Origin of the sequence: Hymenobacter nitidus, from assembly GCF_020447315.1 — a bacterium.
GTDB lineage: Bacteria > Bacteroidota > Bacteroidia > Cytophagales > Hymenobacteraceae > Hymenobacter > Hymenobacter nitidus.
Genome location: NZ_JAJADQ010000009.1, coordinates 86,522 through 104,293, shown reverse-complemented (window position 1 = coordinate 104,293; position 17,772 = coordinate 86,522). Strand labels below are relative to the sequence as shown.

Annotated in this window: 16 protein-coding genes; 4 read left to right on the top strand and 12 right to left on the bottom strand. The window is 58.6% G+C overall.

Going from position 1 to position 17,772, the window contains the following annotated elements:
- Nucleotide 1: 1 nt before the first annotated feature.
- Together LGH70_RS17035 and LGH70_RS17030 are read right to left on the bottom strand one after the other, a co-directional pair.
- Nucleotides 2-733, bottom strand: coding sequence for a LytR/AlgR family response regulator transcription factor (locus tag LGH70_RS17035; RefSeq protein WP_226188029.1), 732 nt, complete (start codon nt 731-733; stop codon nt 2-4).
- A 4-nt stretch (nt 734-737) separates the two neighbouring features.
- Nucleotides 738-1,796, bottom strand: a complete 1,059-nt coding sequence (locus LGH70_RS17030) for a sensor histidine kinase (RefSeq protein ID WP_226188026.1) — start codon at nt 1,794-1,796, stop codon at nt 738-740.
- A 223-nt stretch (nt 1,797-2,019) separates the two neighbouring features.
- On the opposite strand from LGH70_RS17030, the gene LGH70_RS17025 reads away from it, so the two are divergent.
- Together LGH70_RS17025 and LGH70_RS17020 are read left to right on the top strand one after the other, a co-directional pair.
- Nucleotides 2,020-2,196, top strand: coding sequence for a hypothetical protein (locus LGH70_RS17025; RefSeq protein ID WP_226188023.1), 177 nt, complete (start codon nt 2,020-2,022; stop codon nt 2,194-2,196).
- Nucleotides 2,197-2,388: 192 nt separating this feature from the next.
- A complete protein-coding gene (locus tag LGH70_RS17020) occupies nt 2,389-3,597 on the top strand; it encodes a lanthionine synthetase LanC family protein (RefSeq protein WP_226188021.1) in 1,209 nt (402 codons plus the stop codon).
- A gap of 54 nt (nt 3,598-3,651) precedes the next feature.
- Here the strand turns inward: LGH70_RS17020 and LGH70_RS17015 are convergent, their stop codons facing one another.
- From LGH70_RS17015 to LGH70_RS17000, 4 genes are read right to left on the bottom strand one after another with little or no spacing between them, the layout of a single operon-like run.
- Nucleotides 3,652-4,350, bottom strand: a complete 699-nt coding sequence (locus LGH70_RS17015) for a YjjG family noncanonical pyrimidine nucleotidase (RefSeq protein WP_226188019.1) — start codon at nt 4,348-4,350, stop codon at nt 3,652-3,654.
- A 14-nt stretch (nt 4,351-4,364) separates the two neighbouring features.
- The gene (locus LGH70_RS17010; protein WP_226188017.1) at nt 4,365-5,051 is read right to left on the bottom strand and encodes a hypothetical protein; all 687 of its coding nucleotides are present in this window, start codon (nt 5,049-5,051) and stop codon (nt 4,365-4,367) included.
- Nucleotide 5,052: 1 nt separating this feature from the next.
- Nucleotides 5,053-5,370, bottom strand: a complete 318-nt coding sequence (locus tag LGH70_RS17005) for a (2Fe-2S) ferredoxin domain-containing protein (RefSeq protein WP_226188015.1) — start codon at nt 5,368-5,370, stop codon at nt 5,053-5,055.
- Nucleotides 5,371-5,408: 38 nt separating this feature from the next.
- Nucleotides 5,409-5,798 (bottom strand): ArsR/SmtB family transcription factor, encoded by a 390-nt coding sequence (locus LGH70_RS17000; RefSeq protein WP_226188013.1) that lies wholly within the window; start codon nt 5,796-5,798, stop codon nt 5,409-5,411.
- A 110-nt stretch (nt 5,799-5,908) separates the two neighbouring features.
- On the opposite strand from LGH70_RS17000, the gene LGH70_RS16995 reads away from it, so the two are divergent.
- Nucleotides 5,909-6,598 carry a carboxypeptidase-like regulatory domain-containing protein gene (locus LGH70_RS16995; protein WP_226188011.1) on the top strand — a complete coding sequence of 230 codons (690 nt, stop codon included), beginning with the start codon at nt 5,909-5,911 and terminating at the stop codon, nt 6,596-6,598.
- Nucleotides 6,599-6,784: 186 nt separating this feature from the next.
- Nucleotides 6,785-8,161 carry an NAD(P)/FAD-dependent oxidoreductase gene (locus LGH70_RS16990; RefSeq protein WP_226188008.1) on the top strand — a complete coding sequence of 459 codons (1,377 nt, stop codon included), beginning with the start codon at nt 6,785-6,787 and terminating at the stop codon, nt 8,159-8,161.
- A gap of 261 nt (nt 8,162-8,422) precedes the next feature.
- Here the strand turns inward: LGH70_RS16990 and LGH70_RS16985 are convergent, their stop codons facing one another.
- From LGH70_RS16985 to LGH70_RS16960, 6 genes are all read right to left on the bottom strand, one after another.
- Nucleotides 8,423-8,797: a PH domain-containing protein gene (locus LGH70_RS16985; RefSeq protein WP_226188005.1), complete on the bottom strand. Its 375-nt coding sequence runs from the start codon at nt 8,795-8,797 to the stop codon at nt 8,423-8,425.
- A gap of 85 nt (nt 8,798-8,882) precedes the next feature.
- On the bottom strand, nt 8,883-9,230 hold the full coding sequence (locus tag LGH70_RS16980) for a DHCW motif cupin fold protein (RefSeq protein ID WP_226188002.1): 348 nt from the start codon (nt 9,228-9,230) through the stop codon (nt 8,883-8,885).
- Nucleotides 9,231-9,905: 675 nt separating this feature from the next.
- Nucleotides 9,906-10,334 (bottom strand): hypothetical protein, encoded by a 429-nt coding sequence (locus LGH70_RS16975; protein ID WP_226187999.1) that lies wholly within the window; start codon nt 10,332-10,334, stop codon nt 9,906-9,908.
- Nucleotides 10,335-10,556: 222 nt separating this feature from the next.
- A complete protein-coding gene (locus tag LGH70_RS16970) occupies nt 10,557-12,914 on the bottom strand; it encodes a M1 family metallopeptidase (RefSeq protein ID WP_226187997.1) in 2,358 nt (785 codons plus the stop codon).
- A gap of 122 nt (nt 12,915-13,036) precedes the next feature.
- Nucleotides 13,037-13,627 (bottom strand): HupE/UreJ family protein, encoded by a 591-nt coding sequence (locus tag LGH70_RS16965; protein WP_226187994.1) that lies wholly within the window; start codon nt 13,625-13,627, stop codon nt 13,037-13,039.
- Between the two features lie 157 nt (nt 13,628-13,784).
- Nucleotides 13,785-17,390: a T9SS type A sorting domain-containing protein gene (locus LGH70_RS16960; RefSeq protein WP_226187992.1), complete on the bottom strand. Its 3,606-nt coding sequence runs from the start codon at nt 17,388-17,390 to the stop codon at nt 13,785-13,787.
- Between the last annotated feature and the right edge of the window lie 382 nt (nt 17,391-17,772).

Below are 17,772 nucleotides of genomic sequence, written 5' to 3'. Positions count from 1 at the left end.
GCTACTTGCGGCCGCCCATTACTTTTTCCTGCAGGGCCTCGAAAAAGGCCGTGCGGTAAGTTTCGCCCAACGGCACGTAGGCCTTCATATCCTTGAACAGAATCTGGTTGCCGTCGAGGGCCTTGATTTTGTTCAGGGATACGAGGTAGGACTTGTGAACCCGCATGAAATTTTTGGGCGGCAGCCGGTCTTCCAGGTCCTTCATGTTGAGCAGCGTAATGATGCGGTCTTCGCCAGTGTAGATAGAGACGTAGTTCTTCATACCCTCCACAAACACGATTTCGTCGAAGTTGACCTTAGTCATCTTGCCCTTGCTTTCGGTCTTGACGAAGATGTAGTCGTCCTCCTTTTCGGCGGGCTGCCAGCGGGCCGTAGTATCCATCGAGGTATTCAGCGCTTTTTGGGCCGCTTTCAGAAACCGCTCGAACGATATGGGCTTCAGAAGGTAGTCGAGGGCGTTCAGCTCGAAGCCATCCACGGCAAACTCGCTGTAGGCCGTCGTCAGGATTACCCGGCTTTTACCGTCGAGCAGCCGCATGAAGTCGAGGCCGGAAATCTGGGGCATGTGAATGTCCAGAAAGATCAGGTCGATGGGTTGTGCCTGCACCATACCCAAGGCTTCCAGCGGATTGCTGGTGCTGCCCGCCAGCGTCAGGAAGGGAGTCTTGTCGATGAACGTCTTCAGGATGTCAATGGCACCTTGTTCGTCATCTACTATCAGGCAGGAAATCATCAGGTTAGAGGTCTAGGGTGAGTTGGCAGGTGTAGTAATCGGGCTCGTTGGTTACGACCAGCGTGTAGCGGTCGGGGTAAACAAGGTCCAATCTTTTCTGAGTATTTACAAGTCCGATTCCGGTGGTCTTCTCCTTGGGGCCGTTCCGCTTCTTGTTGCGCGTCTGAAAAAACAGGCGGTTGTTTTCCGTCCGGATCTGAATGACCAAGGGATTTTCCGGATCGTGCAGCTCGCCGTGCTTAAAACAGTTTTCCACGAAGGTGATAAGCACCAGCGGCAGAATCATCAGGAACTGGAGGTTGCCGATGATCTGGAACTGAATCTGCAGCTTATTACTGAATCTTAACTGGTTTATTGCGATATAGTTATGTATATGCTGAATCTCTTTTTCCAGCATCACCTTGCCATTGTTGTCATCGTCCTTGAGGGCGTAGCGCATAATATCTGACAGCAGCAGGATGCCCTTGGCCGTGCTTTCCGAATGCGGGTAGGCCTGGGCGTAGAGGAAGTTTAGGGCATTGAAGAGAAAGTGCGGGTTGATCTGGCTTTTCAGGAAAGCTAGGTTGGCTTCCATCAGGCTGCGCTCGGCCGTGCGCAGCTCCTGCTCCTGGGCGCGCTTCTGCTTTTCGAGCTGAATAGCGTTCCGCGAAAACCAGTAGCCAAAGCTGAGTAGGATGAAATAGATACCCCGGTAGAGAGCAATGGCCCAAAAATGCGGTTGAGTAGTGTAAGGGTTGACCATAGCTCCCGTACTCCACGGCAGGATATATACAATGGTGCAGTAACGTAGCAGGGCGTAAACGGTAAAAAGCAGCAGCAGCAGAAGTATATACTCCAGATAGGCCCGCTTGGCAAAATAGCGCGGCAATAGCACTAAGCTGTTGACATAGAACAGAAACGCAAAGAAGAGAAACAGTATTCCGGTTTCGATGACGTTTATGCCTGAGTTGCTTATATCAGAATCACTCATGATAAAAACAAAGGCAGTCTCATACAAAATGTAGCCCAGCCAAATGAGCAGGTGAGTTACAATGGACTTGGCGCCGGCAAGACGAAAGGACATACGACTTCGTTATTAGCTGTCAGGTGTTAAGTTAGTCGGTGCTTAAGGAAACAGCTACTGAGACAGGGCCGGAAGGTACCGCGAAAATTCAGGGTTGGTGTATATAAATCGTGGATTGGTGTAATATTCTATTTGTTTTGAAACCCTATTCGTAGGTTTGTTTCACTCTTAAGCACATCGCTTCAACCAATTCATAATCAACCACATAATTTCTAATCCGCGTATGAAAAATATCGACACCACCGCCAAATTCAATTTTAAAAAGACCACCATCACTGTGTTCAATAAGCAAGTTGCTGGCCAGGTCCAGTTTGCCAATGGTGATGATACCTCCTCTATAGATTGCTGGACGGTGAAAACGGTGGCAACTCACATCGATACTTCCTTCATGGGGTACTAGGATTGCTCATTCCGTACTGCTGAACCCAAACACAGCAAATGGCTGGTGGCTGGGGCAGGGTGACGAAAACAGTCCTTGTGCGCCGGCGCAAGGACTGTTTCGTGAGCAGATAACAACGCGTAACAATACCTTTATTTCGGAGTGAAGTAGTAAAGCCAAGCTTGACTGTTGTGCTCCTTTCGGAACAGTACAATGGTGCAGCCTTATCTATCATCATTCTATAAGGATAAGGACAGCCTTGTCGCCAGCTGGAGCAATATTCACCACGTTATTGTCTCCAAAAGCATCGAGGCCGGCACCGTAGCCGATTTGCTGGGCTACGCCATCTACTACTATAATGTGTACAAAACCTTCGGCCGGGAGCCAGACCTAGTCCGGAGCCGTGAGCTGCAGCAGCAGCTACTGCAGCGGCTGACCGATACGGCCCGCTCGGTGTGGTCACGGCTGCTGCTCGATCAGGCAGTGGCCCTGGCCTGGCTGCACGCCGAACTGGAGCAAGCGCCCCAGGCACCGGCCAGCACCGCCGAGGCCCTGGCCCCGCTCGACGCTGAGCTGCTGACGGAAGCCCGCCAGCTGCACCGATTGGCGCAGGCCGAGGGACGCCCGAAGTTCCTGCGCATCGTGCGCTATTTCTACCTGCGCCGCCCTGGTCAGCTGGTTTCGGCTTACCGGGAGCAGATAACCGACTTGTTGGCGGCCTTGGTCGGGCAGCCACAAAGTGCCTTCTGGTTTCCTTTTCTGCATACCGAAGCTGACGCCGGTTCGTCAGAGCAAACCACCCAACTGGGTTTGGCCGATGGTCTGGCCGGGGAGCTGCTGCTCCTGATGCAGCTCTACCAGGCGGACGCGCGGCTGGCCGGCATCAAGGAGCTTGTGCGCCAGGGAATACTCTATATTCTTTCGACCAAGCGGGAAGTCGACTTCTCAGAGCAGAAATTCTCTATTTTTCCCGGACAGGTAGCTGGTTCGCAGCAGGAAGCTACTTTTGATAATGAGCTCAGCTGGAGCCGTGGCGACATGGCCCAGGCCCTGCTGCTCTACCGGGGCAACGAGCTGCTGCAGGACCCTGAGTTGCTGCAGTTGGCCGAGCTGGTGGGCCTCAATACCTTGCTGCGCACGGATGTGCGCGCCACGGCCGTTACCAACTCCCGGTTTGGCTCGGGGGCGGCGGGCGTAGCGTACCTGTACCGCAAGCTCTACCAGATCAGTGGGCATGCGGCGTACCACAAAGGCTACGCCTTCTGGCTGGCCCAGATGCGCAGCTGGCTGGGCCACGAGCTGCAAAACGACTTTTATCGGCACCGCGAAGCCGACGTGCAGCAAGGCCTCGTTGGGGTAGCGCTGGTGGTTCTTTCCGCCATCAGCGAAGAGGAACTGCGCTGGGACCAGTTCCTGCTCTGATAGGGCCCGCCGGGCCGGGCGTGGGCGCCAGGCCGCAACTGGCTGCTTGCCTGCCTACAGAATCTCGCGCAACTCGCTCAGGCAGCTGATTTCGTAGGTAATGCTGGCAAAGTGGCGCCGCTTGTCGGGGTTGAAATACACCTGGTCGATGCCGGCATTGTAGGCCCCCAGTACGTCGCACTCCAGGTTGTCGCCTATCATCAGGCTTTCGGCGGCGGTGGCACCGGTGCGCTCCAGGGCGTGGCGGAACATGCGCGCGTCGGGCTTGAGGTAACCGCTGCACTCGGAGGTAATGACTTCCTGGAAGTAATCCGTCAGGTTCGAGGACGTAAGCTTGATGTGCTGAATGTCCCTGAAGCCGTTGGTAATCAGGTGCAAGGTGTATTGCTTGGCCTGCAGGTAGTCGAGCACCTCGTGGGTGAAGGGAAACACGGCCGACTTCTGGGGCAGCAGGTCGGTGAACTGCTGGGAGATGTTGAAGGGCACATCGGCCTCATCTACCCCGAGCTTGGCCAGGGTGCGCACAAACCGGATGCTGCGCAGCTGCTGCTGACTAATCTTATTGTTCTGGTACATGCGCCACAGGGCGTGATTTACGTCGCGGTACCGGTCGATGAACTCGTCGACGGTGAAGGTGCCGAAGCGGCCTAGCTCGTGCTGCACAAACAGGGTGCGCAGGGTTTCGTCGGCATTCTTCTCGAAGTCCCAGAGCGTATGGTCGAGGTCGAAGAAGAGGTGGCGGTAGGATTTCATATTCAGGGAAAAGCTCAGGAGTGACAGGCGAACCGCTTGACCTTAAAAGGCAGCCAAACAGCCGGTTCGCCGGCAATAGCATCAGTGTGGGCAGCTACCCGCTGGCAATCTGCGGCAGTGGTGAATAAGCCGTACGCATTTAGCTTGATGCCAAAAGTATGCTGGTATTCGGCCTCCAGGATGTAGTATGAGAATGGCTCGTACCCACCAAAGTCCAGTAGTCCTAACAAATCAAAGCCAATTTCCTCCCCCGTACTGGGTTCCGGTACCCGCTGACCTAGTAAGACGCGCAGATCGGTCCACTCGGTACCATCATTGGGTTGAAGCTGCGCTAAAGCGGCAGCATGATGCTCTTCGTGAAGAAATATGCCCAGCAGCTTTACTTCCGGCAATGTCGTTAAGAATCGGTTTTTGAATTCACAGGCCTTTTCCTGACTGAGAAAAAAGCCCGGCCAACCGTAGTTGCCCTGCTCGAACTCGGCTTCAATCCAGGTGTGCAGGCTGGCCAACTCCGTCGGCGTGGGAGTAAATGATTTGGGGACGTCCCGTTTGCTATAGTCCCATTTGAAACCCCAGATGCTGGGATACACGTGGCTGATGTAAGTGCTGACCGACCATGTTCGGTTGACGAAGGCATGGCTATTGACAACTCCCCGCTCACGCTTGGGAATGACCAGGTAATGGCCGGCGAGGTAATACATCCTAGTCGAGCAGCAGTCGTTTGACAACCCGGCCGTCGACCAAATGATTCTGCACGATGTCGGCCGCGTCCTTGGGCTTCACGTCGCCGTAGAGCGTGCCTTCGGGGTAGATAATGACGGCCGCGCCGGGGCCTTTCTTGCAGTGCTTGCACACATCCAGGCAGTTGCAGGTCTGCACCCGGGTTTTGCGCTTGGTGCCGCCGATGAGCAGGCTTTTCAGCCCCTGCTTCTTGATTTCAATCTTCAGGGCGCGGGCCACGTCCTTGCCGATTTCGTCTTTTTGGTTGTTGCACACAAACAAGTGATACGCCAGATTCATAGGGCAGCTGCTAGGGAAAGGGCCACTGGCGGGCAGGGTTAGGGCATGCCCAGCCAGCGGCGGTTTTGGAGCTTGTACGCGGCTAGCTCCCGGTTCGACCATAGCGTCTGGTAAATCTGCTGGTCGCGCACCAGCTGGGGGTCTTTCTCCATGAAGGCCAGCAGCTGCTGAACCAAGTCGGTGGCTTCGTCCTTTAGAAAGTAGAACGCCCAGTTGTCGAGGCGCCGAAAACTCACCAGCCCCGCATTTTTCAGATATAGTAACTGGCGCGAGGTTTTGGTTTGGGTGAAGTCGAGCACCTGTTCTAGGTCGGAAATGCACATTTCCTGGTTGCGCCACAGCAAATGCAGGATGCGCACGCGCGAGTCGTCGCCAAAAGCTTTGAATAGTTGTTGACCAAATGCAACGCTGAAGTGTTTTAGGCGCATCTTTTGTCTGAAAGGCGAAGCAGGCCCCCGGCCCGGACTGGTAACAAATTTACACCAACCCGGGCTTCCACCCTCAAAGAGCCGTATTATTGTAGTCTGTAATGCCTTGTATGACTGGTAGTGTTCGAATTCCTTTCTCGTGGCTAGTCCTGGTGCTGGTCGTTCTGGCCCTGGTGGGGCTGCGCCCCTCGCGGGCCCAGGCCCAGGGGCAGCGCCGCGTGGTGCAGTTCACCGGCATCATTGCCACCGGCGACTCGCTGCTGGGCGTGCCCGGCGCCACGGTGTTTGTGCCTAAAGCCGGCCGCGGCACGGCCACCAATGCCTACGGCTACTTCTCCCTGCCGGTACTCAGCGGCGACAGTATCGTGATTCGCTCCCTGGGCTACCGCAACCAAACGGTGGTTATTCCGCCCGACTATCAGCGCCAGAGTTACTCCGTCATTGTGCAGCTCAAGGAAGACGCCACGATTCTGCCCGAGGTACGCATCTTTCCCTACGCCACCGAAAAGGAGTTCAAGCGCGCTTTCCTGGCCCTGAAGCTGCCCAAGGAGCGGGGCTCGGCCATGGCTGATAACCTGAACGAGCAGGTGCTGCGCCGCATTTTCAACAACGCGCCGGTAACCAGCATGGGCAACTACCGCCAGACCATGCAGAACCAGGAATACGACCAGGCCCGCCGCATGGGCACCGCGCCCACACCCCAAACCAACAACCCGCTGCTGAACCCCTTCAGCTGGCTGCAGCTGATTAACCAGATCAAGCAGGGCGAGTTCAAGAAGAAAGAAGGCGTCGATTATTAATCGATTTGCTCTAGCAAACCAGAAGGCCCGCCGAAACGCGGACTTTCTGGTTTTTAAGCGGTTTGTGCAGAATAGAAGGGGTAGCTGAACGGTAACCAGAAAGCCGGTTTTGGGGTAAAGGCCAAAGATGCCTTGGGCGCTATATAAAAGCGGTTACCTTGGCTCGTTCCTTTCAGCAAATCTCCTATGGATACGAATCTTCCGGTTTCAACTCAGCCCCGCGTGGTTATCGTGGGGTGTGGTTTTGGGGGCCTGCGCCTGGCCAAATCCCTGCGCGACGCGCCGGTGCAGGTCGTGGTTATTGACCGCAACAACTACCACAACTTCCAGCCGCTGCTCTACCAGGTAGCCACCGGCGCCCTGGAGGCCGACAGCATTGCCTACCCGATTCGCAAGATTTTCGCCGGCCAGAAAAACTTTTTCTACCGCATGGCCGACGTGCAGCGCGTGGACACGGCCAGCAATACGGTGCACACCAGCGTGGGTGATATTCACTACGACTACCTGGTGCTGGCCACGGGCTCCCTCACCAACTTTTTCGGTATCGAGAGCCTGGAGAAAAACGCCATGCAGATCAAGAGCATTCCGAATGCCCTGAACCTGCGCAGCTTTATCTTCCAGAACTTCGAAAAGGCCCTGCTCACCGAAAACCCCGAGGAAAAGCAGGCTTTGATGAACATTGTGGTGGTGGGAGGCGGCCCCACGGGCGTGGAAATCAGTGGCTCACTGGCCGAGATGCGCAAGCACGTGCTGCCCAAGGACTACCCCGAGCTGGACCTGGGCAAGATGAAAATCATCCTGGTGGAAGCCGGAGCGGAGCTGCTGGGCCCCATGTCGGTGAAGTCGCAGCAGGATGCGATGCGCTACATGCAGGAACTGGGCGTGGAAGTGCGGCTCAACACTCACATTAAGGGCTACGAAAACTGCCGGGCCTACTACTCCGAAACCGACTTTATCCCGACCGAAAACCTGATTTGGGCTGCTGGGGTAAATGGCGCGGCCGTGCCCGGTATTCCAGCCGAGCTGGTGGCCCGCAACAAGCGCATCAACGTGAACCAGTGGAACCAGGTGGAAGGCCTGCCCAACGTGTTTGCCATTGGCGACGTGGCCAACATGGTGACCGAGGAAATGCCCCGCGGCCTGCCCATGCTGGCGCCCGTGGCCCAGCAGCAAGCCGAGCTATTGGGCGACAACCTGCAGCGCCTCATCAAAGGCCAGGCGCCGGTGCCATTCGTGTATAAGAACAAGGGCGTAATGGCCATCGTGAGCCGCAATAAGGCGGTAGTGGATTTGCCCAACGACGTGCATTTCAGCGGCATCTTCGGCTGGTTTACCTGGCTGTTTGTGCACCTGATGACGCTGGTGGGCTTCCGCAATAAAGTAGTAGCCTTCGTCGACTGGGCCTTCAGCTACTTCAGCTCCGACCAGGCCCTGCGCCTCATCATCCGCCCCTTTAGCCGCCGCGACGTGAAAGACGACCAGGGCAAGAAGAAGGCCGAGCACGCCACCAGCACCCCGCAGTACAACCCCACCCCGCCCGCCATTCAAACGCCCGCGGCGTAGTGGTTAATGTGCTAATTCTTAATGCGCTGATGTGCTAAATATGCCAAATGTTTCCTTGGGAGGCACGAAGCCATTCGTCCTCTGAGATGTAGAAAGCTCTCTTCACTGAAAAGCCCTTTCCTGCTCGTGCGGGAAAGGGCTTTTTCCGTTGTTATAAGCTGCAGTGGGACAGGTGAGGAAGGTCCTTCGCAAGCTCAGGATGACAGTGAAGGATGACAGTCATAACTGCCAGCCGATACACAAAACTCACCATCTCACCACTTACAAGGCATACTCGGCCAGGGCGCGGCAGATGTCGTGGATGCTGCGGTCGTCGCGGAAGGTTTTGCTGATGGGCTCGGCCTGGCCCCGAATCCAGATTTTTAGCTCGGCGTCGAGGTCGAAGTGGCCGGTGGTTTCCATCGAAAACCGCTCGATGCTACGGTAGGGCACGCTCAGGATTTCCCGCTTCTTGCCCGTTACGCCCTGCTTATCGACCATCATCAGGCGCTTGTTGGTGAAGATGATCTGGTCGCGGATGATGGCGTAGGCCTTTTCAATCCGCTCCCCGGTAGCCAGAATTTGCGTGAGCTCCTGCTGGAGTTCCTGCGCGTCGTTTTCGGAAGCATTGCCCAGCAGGCCGTCGAGAAGTCCCATAGCAAGTCAGATTAGGTGAATTGAGGAGGAAGAAAGATGCGAATAGTTTTGCGGACCGCTCACTTGGCAGCCCGTCCAGGCGGGGTCAAACGGCCAGAAACCCCCCATCCACGATGATGAGCTTGGCCCCGTGCGCAGTGGAAGAACGGTGGGAGCTTAACGTGTCGGATACTTCGTACGACATGCCGACAGTCATGCGGAACGTTTGCCCGTCGGCCAGCTCGGTCAGCAGCTCTCCTTCGGTTACGAACAGCAAATGGCCTTTCTCACACCAGTGGTCGGCTTTGTACCCCGCCGAGTACTCGACCATGCGCACCCGCAGGCTACCCAGCTGCAGGGTGCGCCAGTAGGCTACGCCCGTTTCGCCGGGGTGCTCGGTAGCCGGTATGTGGGTCCAGTCGGTGACCTGGAAGGGAACAAGGGTAGCGTGCATGGCTCAGACCAATTAAGGGAAATAGTTTGGCTTTGGGCTTGCGGCTTAGCGCCGCAAATCGGCCGTCGTCGCGCAGCTGGTAGAGCAGCGTAGAATCGGCGCAGACAAAGTCGTTCATCTTTTCATCGACAGCAGAGCAGTTGCTTTGATCAACGTGGACGAACAAACGCTGGTGCGGGCCCCAACTCAGCGTAGAGGTGCGCACGTAAGTGTCGCCCGCGTCGCCAAAAGTTTCCGCTACCTCACATTGGTCCGTAACCAGGCCCGACGTCTGATTCAAGATAAAAAGAATGATTCGGCTGGAGACATGTACGCCCGGTACACGGGTTAGCAGGCCGATTTGCCGGTTAGGTAGAGCCAGCTGGGCCAGCGCAAAAACATTAATTGCTCTACAGCAGTGGCGGCTTCGGGAGCCGGCTCCGCTGCCGGAGATACAACCACTGCTGCGGGAGTCGTTCGTTCCTGACCGCAGCCCGTGCTTAAAGCAGTCAAGCAGAAAATGGCAAGATGCAGGCGGCGCATAGCAGAGGGAGCCAGAGGAAGTGAAGCGGCTGGAAACATAAAGGAAAAAGCCCGAAGCGGATGCTTCAGGCTTTGGGAATGTTCCTGGCAAGTCATGTGAGCTTACCGCAAGCAGACCAAGTGACGGGCTTGCTAAGCCACCTGCGCCCGTGCTTACTGCATCTTGTAAGCGGCGCAGCCGGTGGTGCCCACGTTGCTCAGCACCAGGTGCGGGATGGGCAGCGGCACCGTATTCTGGGGGCAGAATGCCTCACGGGCTTTGTCGCTGGGAGTGTAATTAAAATAGATAACCTGCCCCATCTTGACTTTCTGACCGGCAAGAATTAGCTCGTCGTTGTTCTGCTGCGTATTTACGGCCGCTACCAGGTTGGCGTAGGGGCTGAGCGGTTTGCCAATAGCGTCCGGGCTGTTCACCTCAATCAAGATGCCGTCCATGCAGGCGTTGCCCACGATTGTGCCCTGATAACAGGCCGGAGCCGGGGCCGGGGCCTCTTCGTCAATGCAGCCTTCTACGTTGCAGGCGCTCAGGGCCAGCAGCGTCAGGAGGGTAAAGGCAGGCAGAACAGAGGAGAAGTGTCGCATGGGAATGGTAGTAAGTGCGGATAAAATGATGATTTGTTGTATTAAGAGCTGGCCGGGGTAAGAATGGTTGCACGCCGGGCCAAGCCCACGCGTATGTTGTGACGTTTTGATTTGTGACGAGTCAAAACGTCACAAACCAAAACGTCACAAGAAGTAAGACACAAAAAAACAGCCGGACCATGTGGGCCCGGCTGTTGAAAGAAGCTGGCAAGAAGGCGGCGCTTAGTTGGTGCCGCCCGTGCTGCTGCCACCGCCCGCGGGCTGACCCTGCTGGGTGGTGCTTTGCTGCTGCATGGGGTTGGGCGCGGCCTGCTGCTGCTGCTGATACAGCTCGAAGCGCGAGGGAGCCAGCTTGCGGGGGAAGCTGTTGTTGCTCAGGTCCGTATCGGCCGTTTCCAGGAATGGGTCCAGGATAAAGCTCACCACGGGCTTGGGCGTAACGAGCACCTTGGTAACGTGCTCGTTGTTTTTGCGCCAGATTTCGGCCGGAATATTCACCACTTCCGTCTTGCCGTCCTCGAAGGTCATCTGCACAATAACCGGCATCGTGAGGCCGCCCACGTTGCGCAGGTCCAGCTCGTAGAAGTGCAGACCGGCGTTGAGGCGGGCTTGCTGCTCGGGCTTGAGCGAGCTGACGTACTTCTGGTAGCGGGCCCGGTCGGCGTCGGTGGTGGCGGTGGGGTCGTAGTTGTTGTAGAAGTCCTTCAGGTCGGGTTTCTCATCCACTACGGTCTTTTTGATGTCCTGCAGGTTGCGTTGCTGGCTCAGGGTCTGGGGGGCGCTGTTGAGCATTTCGCGGGACTTGGCATTCTCGATTTCGGGGTTTTTCGAGTCCACGGTGTACCACTTCACGCCTTCCAGGCTCAGGTCGGAATGGTCGGTGGTGTAGAACCAGCCGCGCCAGAACCAGTCGAGGTCGGTGCCGGAGGCGTCTTCCATCGTGCGGAAGAAGTCGGCCGGCTCGGGGTGCTTGTAGGCCCAGCGCTGGGCGTAGGTTTTGAAGGCGTGGTCGAACAGCTCCCGGCCCATGATGGTCTCGCGCAGAATATTCAGGCCGGTAGCGGGCTTGGCGTAGGCATTGGGCCCAAACTGCAGCACCGACTCCGAGTTGGTCATAATCGGGGTTTGCAGGCTCTTATCGGTGCGCATATACTCCACGATGTTCTTGGGCTCGCCGCGGCGCGAGGGGTAGCCCCGTTCCCATTCCTGCTCGGTAAGAAACTGCACGAACGTGTTCAGGCCCTCGTCCATCCACGACCACTGCCGCTCGTCGGAGTTGATGATCATGGGGAAGAAGTTGTGGCCTACTTCGTGAATAATCACCGAAATCATTCCGTATTTCCGCTCAGCCGAGTACGTGCCGTCCTTCTCGGGGCGGCCGCCATTAAAGCAGATCATCGGGTATTCCATGCCGCCCACCGGGCCGTGCACCGAAATGGCCACGGGATATTCGTAGTCGATGGTGTGCTTGGAGTAGGTTTTGATGGTGTGGGCCACTACTTCCGTCGAGTACTTGCCCCACAGCGGGTTGCCTTCCTTGGGGTAGTAGCTCATGCAAAGCACCGGGTTGCCGGCCTGCTCGATTTCCATGGCGTCCCAGATAAACTTGCGGGACGAGGCCCAGGCAAAGTCGCGCACGTTTTTGGCGGCGTAGGTCCAGGTTTTGGTGCCCGACGCGCGCTTCTGCTCGGCCCGCTCGGCTTCCATTTGGGTTACAATCAGTACCGGCTTCTTGGCTCCCCGGGCCTGGGCCAGGCGCTTGCGCTGGGTGGCGCTCAGCACCTGGTCGGGGTTCTGGAGCACGCCCGTGGCACCCACCACGTGGTCGGCGGGAGCGGTGATGCTCACGCGGTAGTCGCCGAAGGGCAGGGTAAACTCGCCGCTGCCCAGAAACTGCTTGTGCTGCCAGCCGCGTACGTCGTTATACACGGCCATGCGGGGGTAGAACTGGGCTATTTCGTAGAGGTAGTTTTTGTCCTCGGGGAAATACTCGTAGCCGCTCCGCTGGCTGAATTTGAGCTGGTCGTTGATGTTGTAGTGCCAGGCCATGCTGAACGTCACTGACTGCTTGGGCCGCAGGGGCGTAGGCAGGTCGATGCGCATCATGGTGTGGTTGATGGTGTGCTTCAGCGCCTTGCCGCCCTTCAGCGTCACCGACTCAATCTTGAAGCCGCCGTCGAAATCGGAGCGCATCAGGTAGTCCATGGCCTGAAACGACATCTTGTCCTTCACCTCGGCTACCTGGGTGCTGGTGGTAATGGAATTCTTGTCGAGGATGTTCTGGTCGAGCTGCACCCAGAGGTAGGTCAGTACGTCGGGCGAGAGGTTGGTGTAGGTAACGTCCTCGGAGCCTTTGATAGACTGCGTATTGTCGTCCAGCGTGACGCGGATGTTGTAGTCGGCGCGCTGCTGCCAGTAGTCGGCGCCGGGGGCCCCGGAAGCCGTGCGGAAGGCATTGGGCGTGGGCAGCAGCTGGTCGAGCTGCTGAAATTTGTCGGTGCCGGAGTTGGTGGTCTGGGCCAGCAGCGGCGCGGCCGTCAGCGTCGCCAGGCCCGCGGCCAGCAGTAAGTTTCTGAACATAGAAACACGAAATAGAGAGGCGAAAAATCAAAAAAAACAGCCCCGTACACCACCGCGCACACGACTTAGAAAGCAAGGACACTGGTGCGGCCCCAAACGCTGCATGCGCCGGGCATAGTTTCTCAGCCGGTCAGATTTTGCAGCAGTAGCACCGCCGCAATACCGGCTGCGGCGCCGCTAACCACCAGCACCCAGTCGCGGCGCGGGGCACGGGCAGCTTGCAGCACCACGTAGCCCAGCAGCAGAATCAGAGCCACAATCAGCAGCTGACCCAGTTCCACGCCCACGTTGAAGGCCAGCAGCTCCAGCACCGGGCGGCTGCTCTGGCCCAGCAGCTGGCGCAGGTAGCTCGAAAAGCCCAGCCCGTGCACCAGGCCAAACACGGCCGCCAGCAGGTTGGGCACGGCCCACAGCAGCGGCTGGAGGCGCGTATTCTGGCCGGCCCGGCGCAGGTTCAGGGCGCAGGTCAGCAGAATGGTCACCGGAATCAGAATTTCGATAACCCGCGGGTTATACTGCACAAAGCCCAGTGTGGCCAGCGCCAGCGTGATGGAGTGGCCCAGGGTGAAGCTGGTAACCAGGGCCACCACGCGGCGCCACTCAGCCGCTACGTAGGGCGCGCACAGGGCCAGCAAAAACACCAGGTGGTCGTAGGCCTGCAGGTTGAAGATGTGGAAAAACCCCAACTGCAGATACGTCTGAAAAACGGACATAGTCCAAAGTTAAGACGAGTTGCCTTATAACCCGATAAGCCAGGAGCAAGCCGGCTGCCGCTACCATGCCTTGGTGCGGGCCCATGACCTAGCTAGTAAGCCACAAAAAAGCCCCGTCAGATGCTGGCGGGGCTTTTTTGTGGCTTACTTGTGCGGATTACTCCTTCACAATGCGGCGCGTATCGAGGCCGCCTTCGGTTTTGGCGCGCAGCACATACACCCCGGCGGGCAGTTGGCTCAGGTTAATGGCCTGCGTCACGGTGTTAGGCGTGGGCTGCACCGTGGTAGTAAATACCACCTGGCCCAGGGCGTTGAGCACGGTCAGCTCCACGGCCTTGCGGTAGCCGATCAGCTCCACGCTCAGCTTCCCGTCGCGGGTCGGGTTGGGGTACACGCTCAGCGAAGAGCCGGCCAGTGGTTTTACGCTGGAGTTTACCACTAGGGCCGCCGAAGGAGCCGAGGCGCAGCCCGCTGCACTCGTCGTCACGACGGTATACGAGCCATACTGGGCCGAGGAGTTCACCACGTAGGTTTGGCCCGTAGCACCCGGTATGGCCACGCCGTTCAGGAAGAACTGGTTGCCGGTAGCCGCGCTGGAGGTCAGCGTGGTGGTCGCGCCGTTGTACTGCACTGTCAGCGTGGGGGTGGCCGGACGAGCATTAATGGTAACCGAGGCGGTAGCCGAGGTGGCCGCGCAGCTACCGGAGGCGGCTACGGTGTTGGTCACGGTATAGGTGCCGGCCGCACTCGTAGCCAGGTTAATAACGCCGGTGCTGGCGTTGATGCTCAGGCCCGAAGTCGAACTGAACGTGCCGGCCGTGGCCCCCGCGCCCAGGGTTGGGCTGATGGTGGTCGAGCCGCCCGCGCAGTACGTAGCATTGGCATAGGAGAAGCTGGCCGACTGCGAGTTGGTGATGGTCACCGTCGCCGTGGCCGAAGCTGGGCAGGTGCCGCCCACGCTGTAGGTCACCGTGTAAGTGCCCGGCGTCGAAGCCGTCAGGTTGATAGCGCCCGTCGAGGCATTGAGGCTCAAGCCAGCAGCTGAGCTAAACGTACCGCCCGTGGTGCCGGTGATGGTCGGCGTGGGGTTAGCCGCGCTCTGGCAGAAGGTCGAGGCCGAGTAGCTGAAAGCCGCCGAAGCAGCAGGATTTACCGTGACCGTAGTGGCCGCGGAAGTCGCCGAGCATCCACCCGCGTTGGTTACAACTACGGCATAGCTGCCGCCGGCCGTAGCCGTGTAGGTAGCTGCCGTGGCCCCGCTGATGGGCGAGCCGTTGAGCAGGAACTGGTAGGTGTTGCCCGCACCGGCTGGTGCCGTCAGCACCACCGAGCCGCCCTGGCAGAAGGTTGTGGGGCCACCAGCCGTCAGCGTGGCCGTTGGGGCCGCGTTGATGGTGATGGTAGTAGTGGCCGAGGTAGCGGCGCAGCTGCCCGAAGCGGCAATAGAGTTCGTAACTGTGTAGGTGCCAGCCGTGCTGGTAGCCAAGTTGATTACGCCCGTCGAAGCATTAATGCTCAGACCCGCAGTTGAGCTGAACGTGCCAGCGCTGGCACCCGTAGCAAAGACTGGAGCAACCGTAGCGGTAGAACCGGCGCAATAGTTGGCGCTGGCGTAGGAGAAGCTGGCCGACTGCGAGTTGGTAATGGTCACCGTCGCCGTGGCCGAAGCTGGGCAGGTGCCGCCCACGCTGTAGGTCACCGTGTAAGTGCCCGGCGTCGAAGCCGTCAGGTTGATAGCACCGGTGTTGACATTAATGCTCAAGCCAGCAGCTGAGCTGAACGTACCGCCCGTGGTGCCGGTGATGGTCGGCGTGGGGTTAGCCGCGCTCTGGCAGAAGGTCGAGGCCGAGTAGCTGAAAGCCGCCGAAGCAGCAGGATTTACCGTGACCGTAGTGGCCGCGGAAGTCGCCGAGCATCCACCCGCGTTGGTTACAACTACGGCATAGCTGCCGCCGGCCGTAGCCGTGTAGGTAGCTGCCGTGGCCCCGCTGATGGGCGAGCCGTTGAGCAGGAACTGGTAGGTGTTGCCCGCACCGGCTGGTGCCGTCAGCACCACCGAGCCGCCCTGGCAGAAGGTTGTGGGGCCACCAGCCGTCAGTGTGGCCGTTGGCGTCGCCTGAATCGTTACCTGAGCCGTGGCCGAAGAAGCGGCGCAGCTGCCCGAGGCCGCAATGGTGTTAGTCACAGTATAAGTGCCCGGCGTGGAAGCCGTCAGGTTAATGGCACCCGTCGAAGCATTGAGGCTCAGGCCCGCCGTCGAGCTGAACGTGCCGGCGCTGGCCCCTGCGGCAAAGACCGGCGAGGGGTTGGCGGCGCCCGAAACGCAGTAAGCGGCATTGGCATACGAGAATGTAGCCAGCGGAGCGCTATTAATGGTTACCTGCTGGGTGCTCGTTGAGGGGCAGTTGCCGCCCACGCGGTAGGTTACGGTGTAGGTACCCGGCGTGGAAGCCGTCAGGTTAATGGCGCCAGTATTGGCATCAATGCTCAGACCCGAAGTCGAACTGAACGTGCCGCCGCTGGTACCCGTGATGGTCGGCGTTGGATTCGCCGCGCTCTGGCAAAAAGCCGAAGCCGAGTATGCAAACGTGGCCGTCGTAGCGGGGCTGATGGTAACGCTCGTAGTGGCCGTAACGGCCGCGCAGTTGCCCGAAGCCGCCACGGTGTTAGTCACGGTGTAGGTGCCGGGTGTGCTGGTTACCAGGTTAATAGCGCCGGTGTTAGCATTGATGCTCAGGCCCGAAGTCGAGCTGAACGTGCCGGACGTCGAGCCGGCTGCTACCGTGGGAGCGGGCGTGGCTCCGTCGCCGGTGCAGTAGGCGGCATTGGGGTAGCTAAAGGTGGCCGTGGGCGCGGCCGTGATGGTCACGGAAGCCGTGCTCGAGCAGTTGCTGCCGGTGCTGTAGGTGATGGTGTAGGTGCCGGGCGTGCTGGCAGCCAGGTTGATAGCGCCGGTGTTAGCATTGATGCTCAGGCCCGAAGTCGAGCTGAACGTGCCACCTCCCGAACCGCTGACGGTGGGGGTGGGGTTCGTGCCATTGTTGCAAAAAGTGCTGGCCGGATACGTGAACGACGCGTTGCAGTTGGAGGTAGTAGTAGCCTGACCCACGACGCGGAAGTCGCGCAGCAGGGCGTAGCGGCCGGCAGAGCTGCTGCCGCTGGCGTAGTACAAGCGGATGGTCAGCGTCTGGCCGGCGGCCAGCGTCACGCCGCCCGTGCGGTTCAGGGCCAGGCGGTAGGTCTGGTTGGAGCTGGTATTCTGGTTGCGCAGGAAAATAGGGTCGGCGAAGGTGCCGGTGCCGGTGCCGGGCGTGGCGGTGCGGGGCGTGAGCGGACCAATTGGACCGGTGCCGCCGGCTACTTCCGTCGAGTCGGCAGTGGTAAAGCCGGTTTTGGAATATACCACCGCCAGCTTCAGGTTGCTGGCTGTGTTATTGAAAGCCGACCACAACACCAGCGAGTCGGTCCGCAGCGAGGCGTTGGCCGCGGCCGTGATGGTGAACTGCACATAATACGCCCGGTTGAGGTTGCTGCCGGGCAGCGGAACAAAGGAGCCATCACCGCTGGGCGAGGAGCCGAAGGCCATACCAAACTGCGACGAGTAAGGCTTGATGGCCGTGCCCAGTGTTGGGTCCGACAGGTAGAAGTTGCGCAGGCTGGCGCTGGCCGGCACTACGCCCGGGGCGCGCACGGCGGCGCTGTCCTGGTTGTTTACTTTCAGCGGCCACCACTGCAGGTTACCGGTGGTAGTGGTTTGGGCCATACCCGGGAGGGCAGCCAGACTAAAGAACATCAACCAGGCCAATAGTAGCCCCGAAAAGCGTCGCTGTCGTGTGTCGGCAGTCATACCACCCGTCAAAGACAGGCGGCGGCAAAGTAAGTTTGCAGCCATAATAGACTAAAAGTAGGAGTGGGGAATGGAGGGAGAGTTAAACGCAGGGATAAGGAAAAAATCCTCTTTGGTACCGGGCCACACAGGGCGCCGCGGGCAGAGGGCGTATGCCAGTACGGCAATGCCCGGGAAAGGGTGCGCCGTCGGCTAATAATTATAGAGCGGCTGAAAAAAAGGTGTTGACGCTACCTGAGGAGCACTATTTTACGGGTTGCCCGAAAAACAAGTCGCCCGAAAAAATCCCGCTGCCACC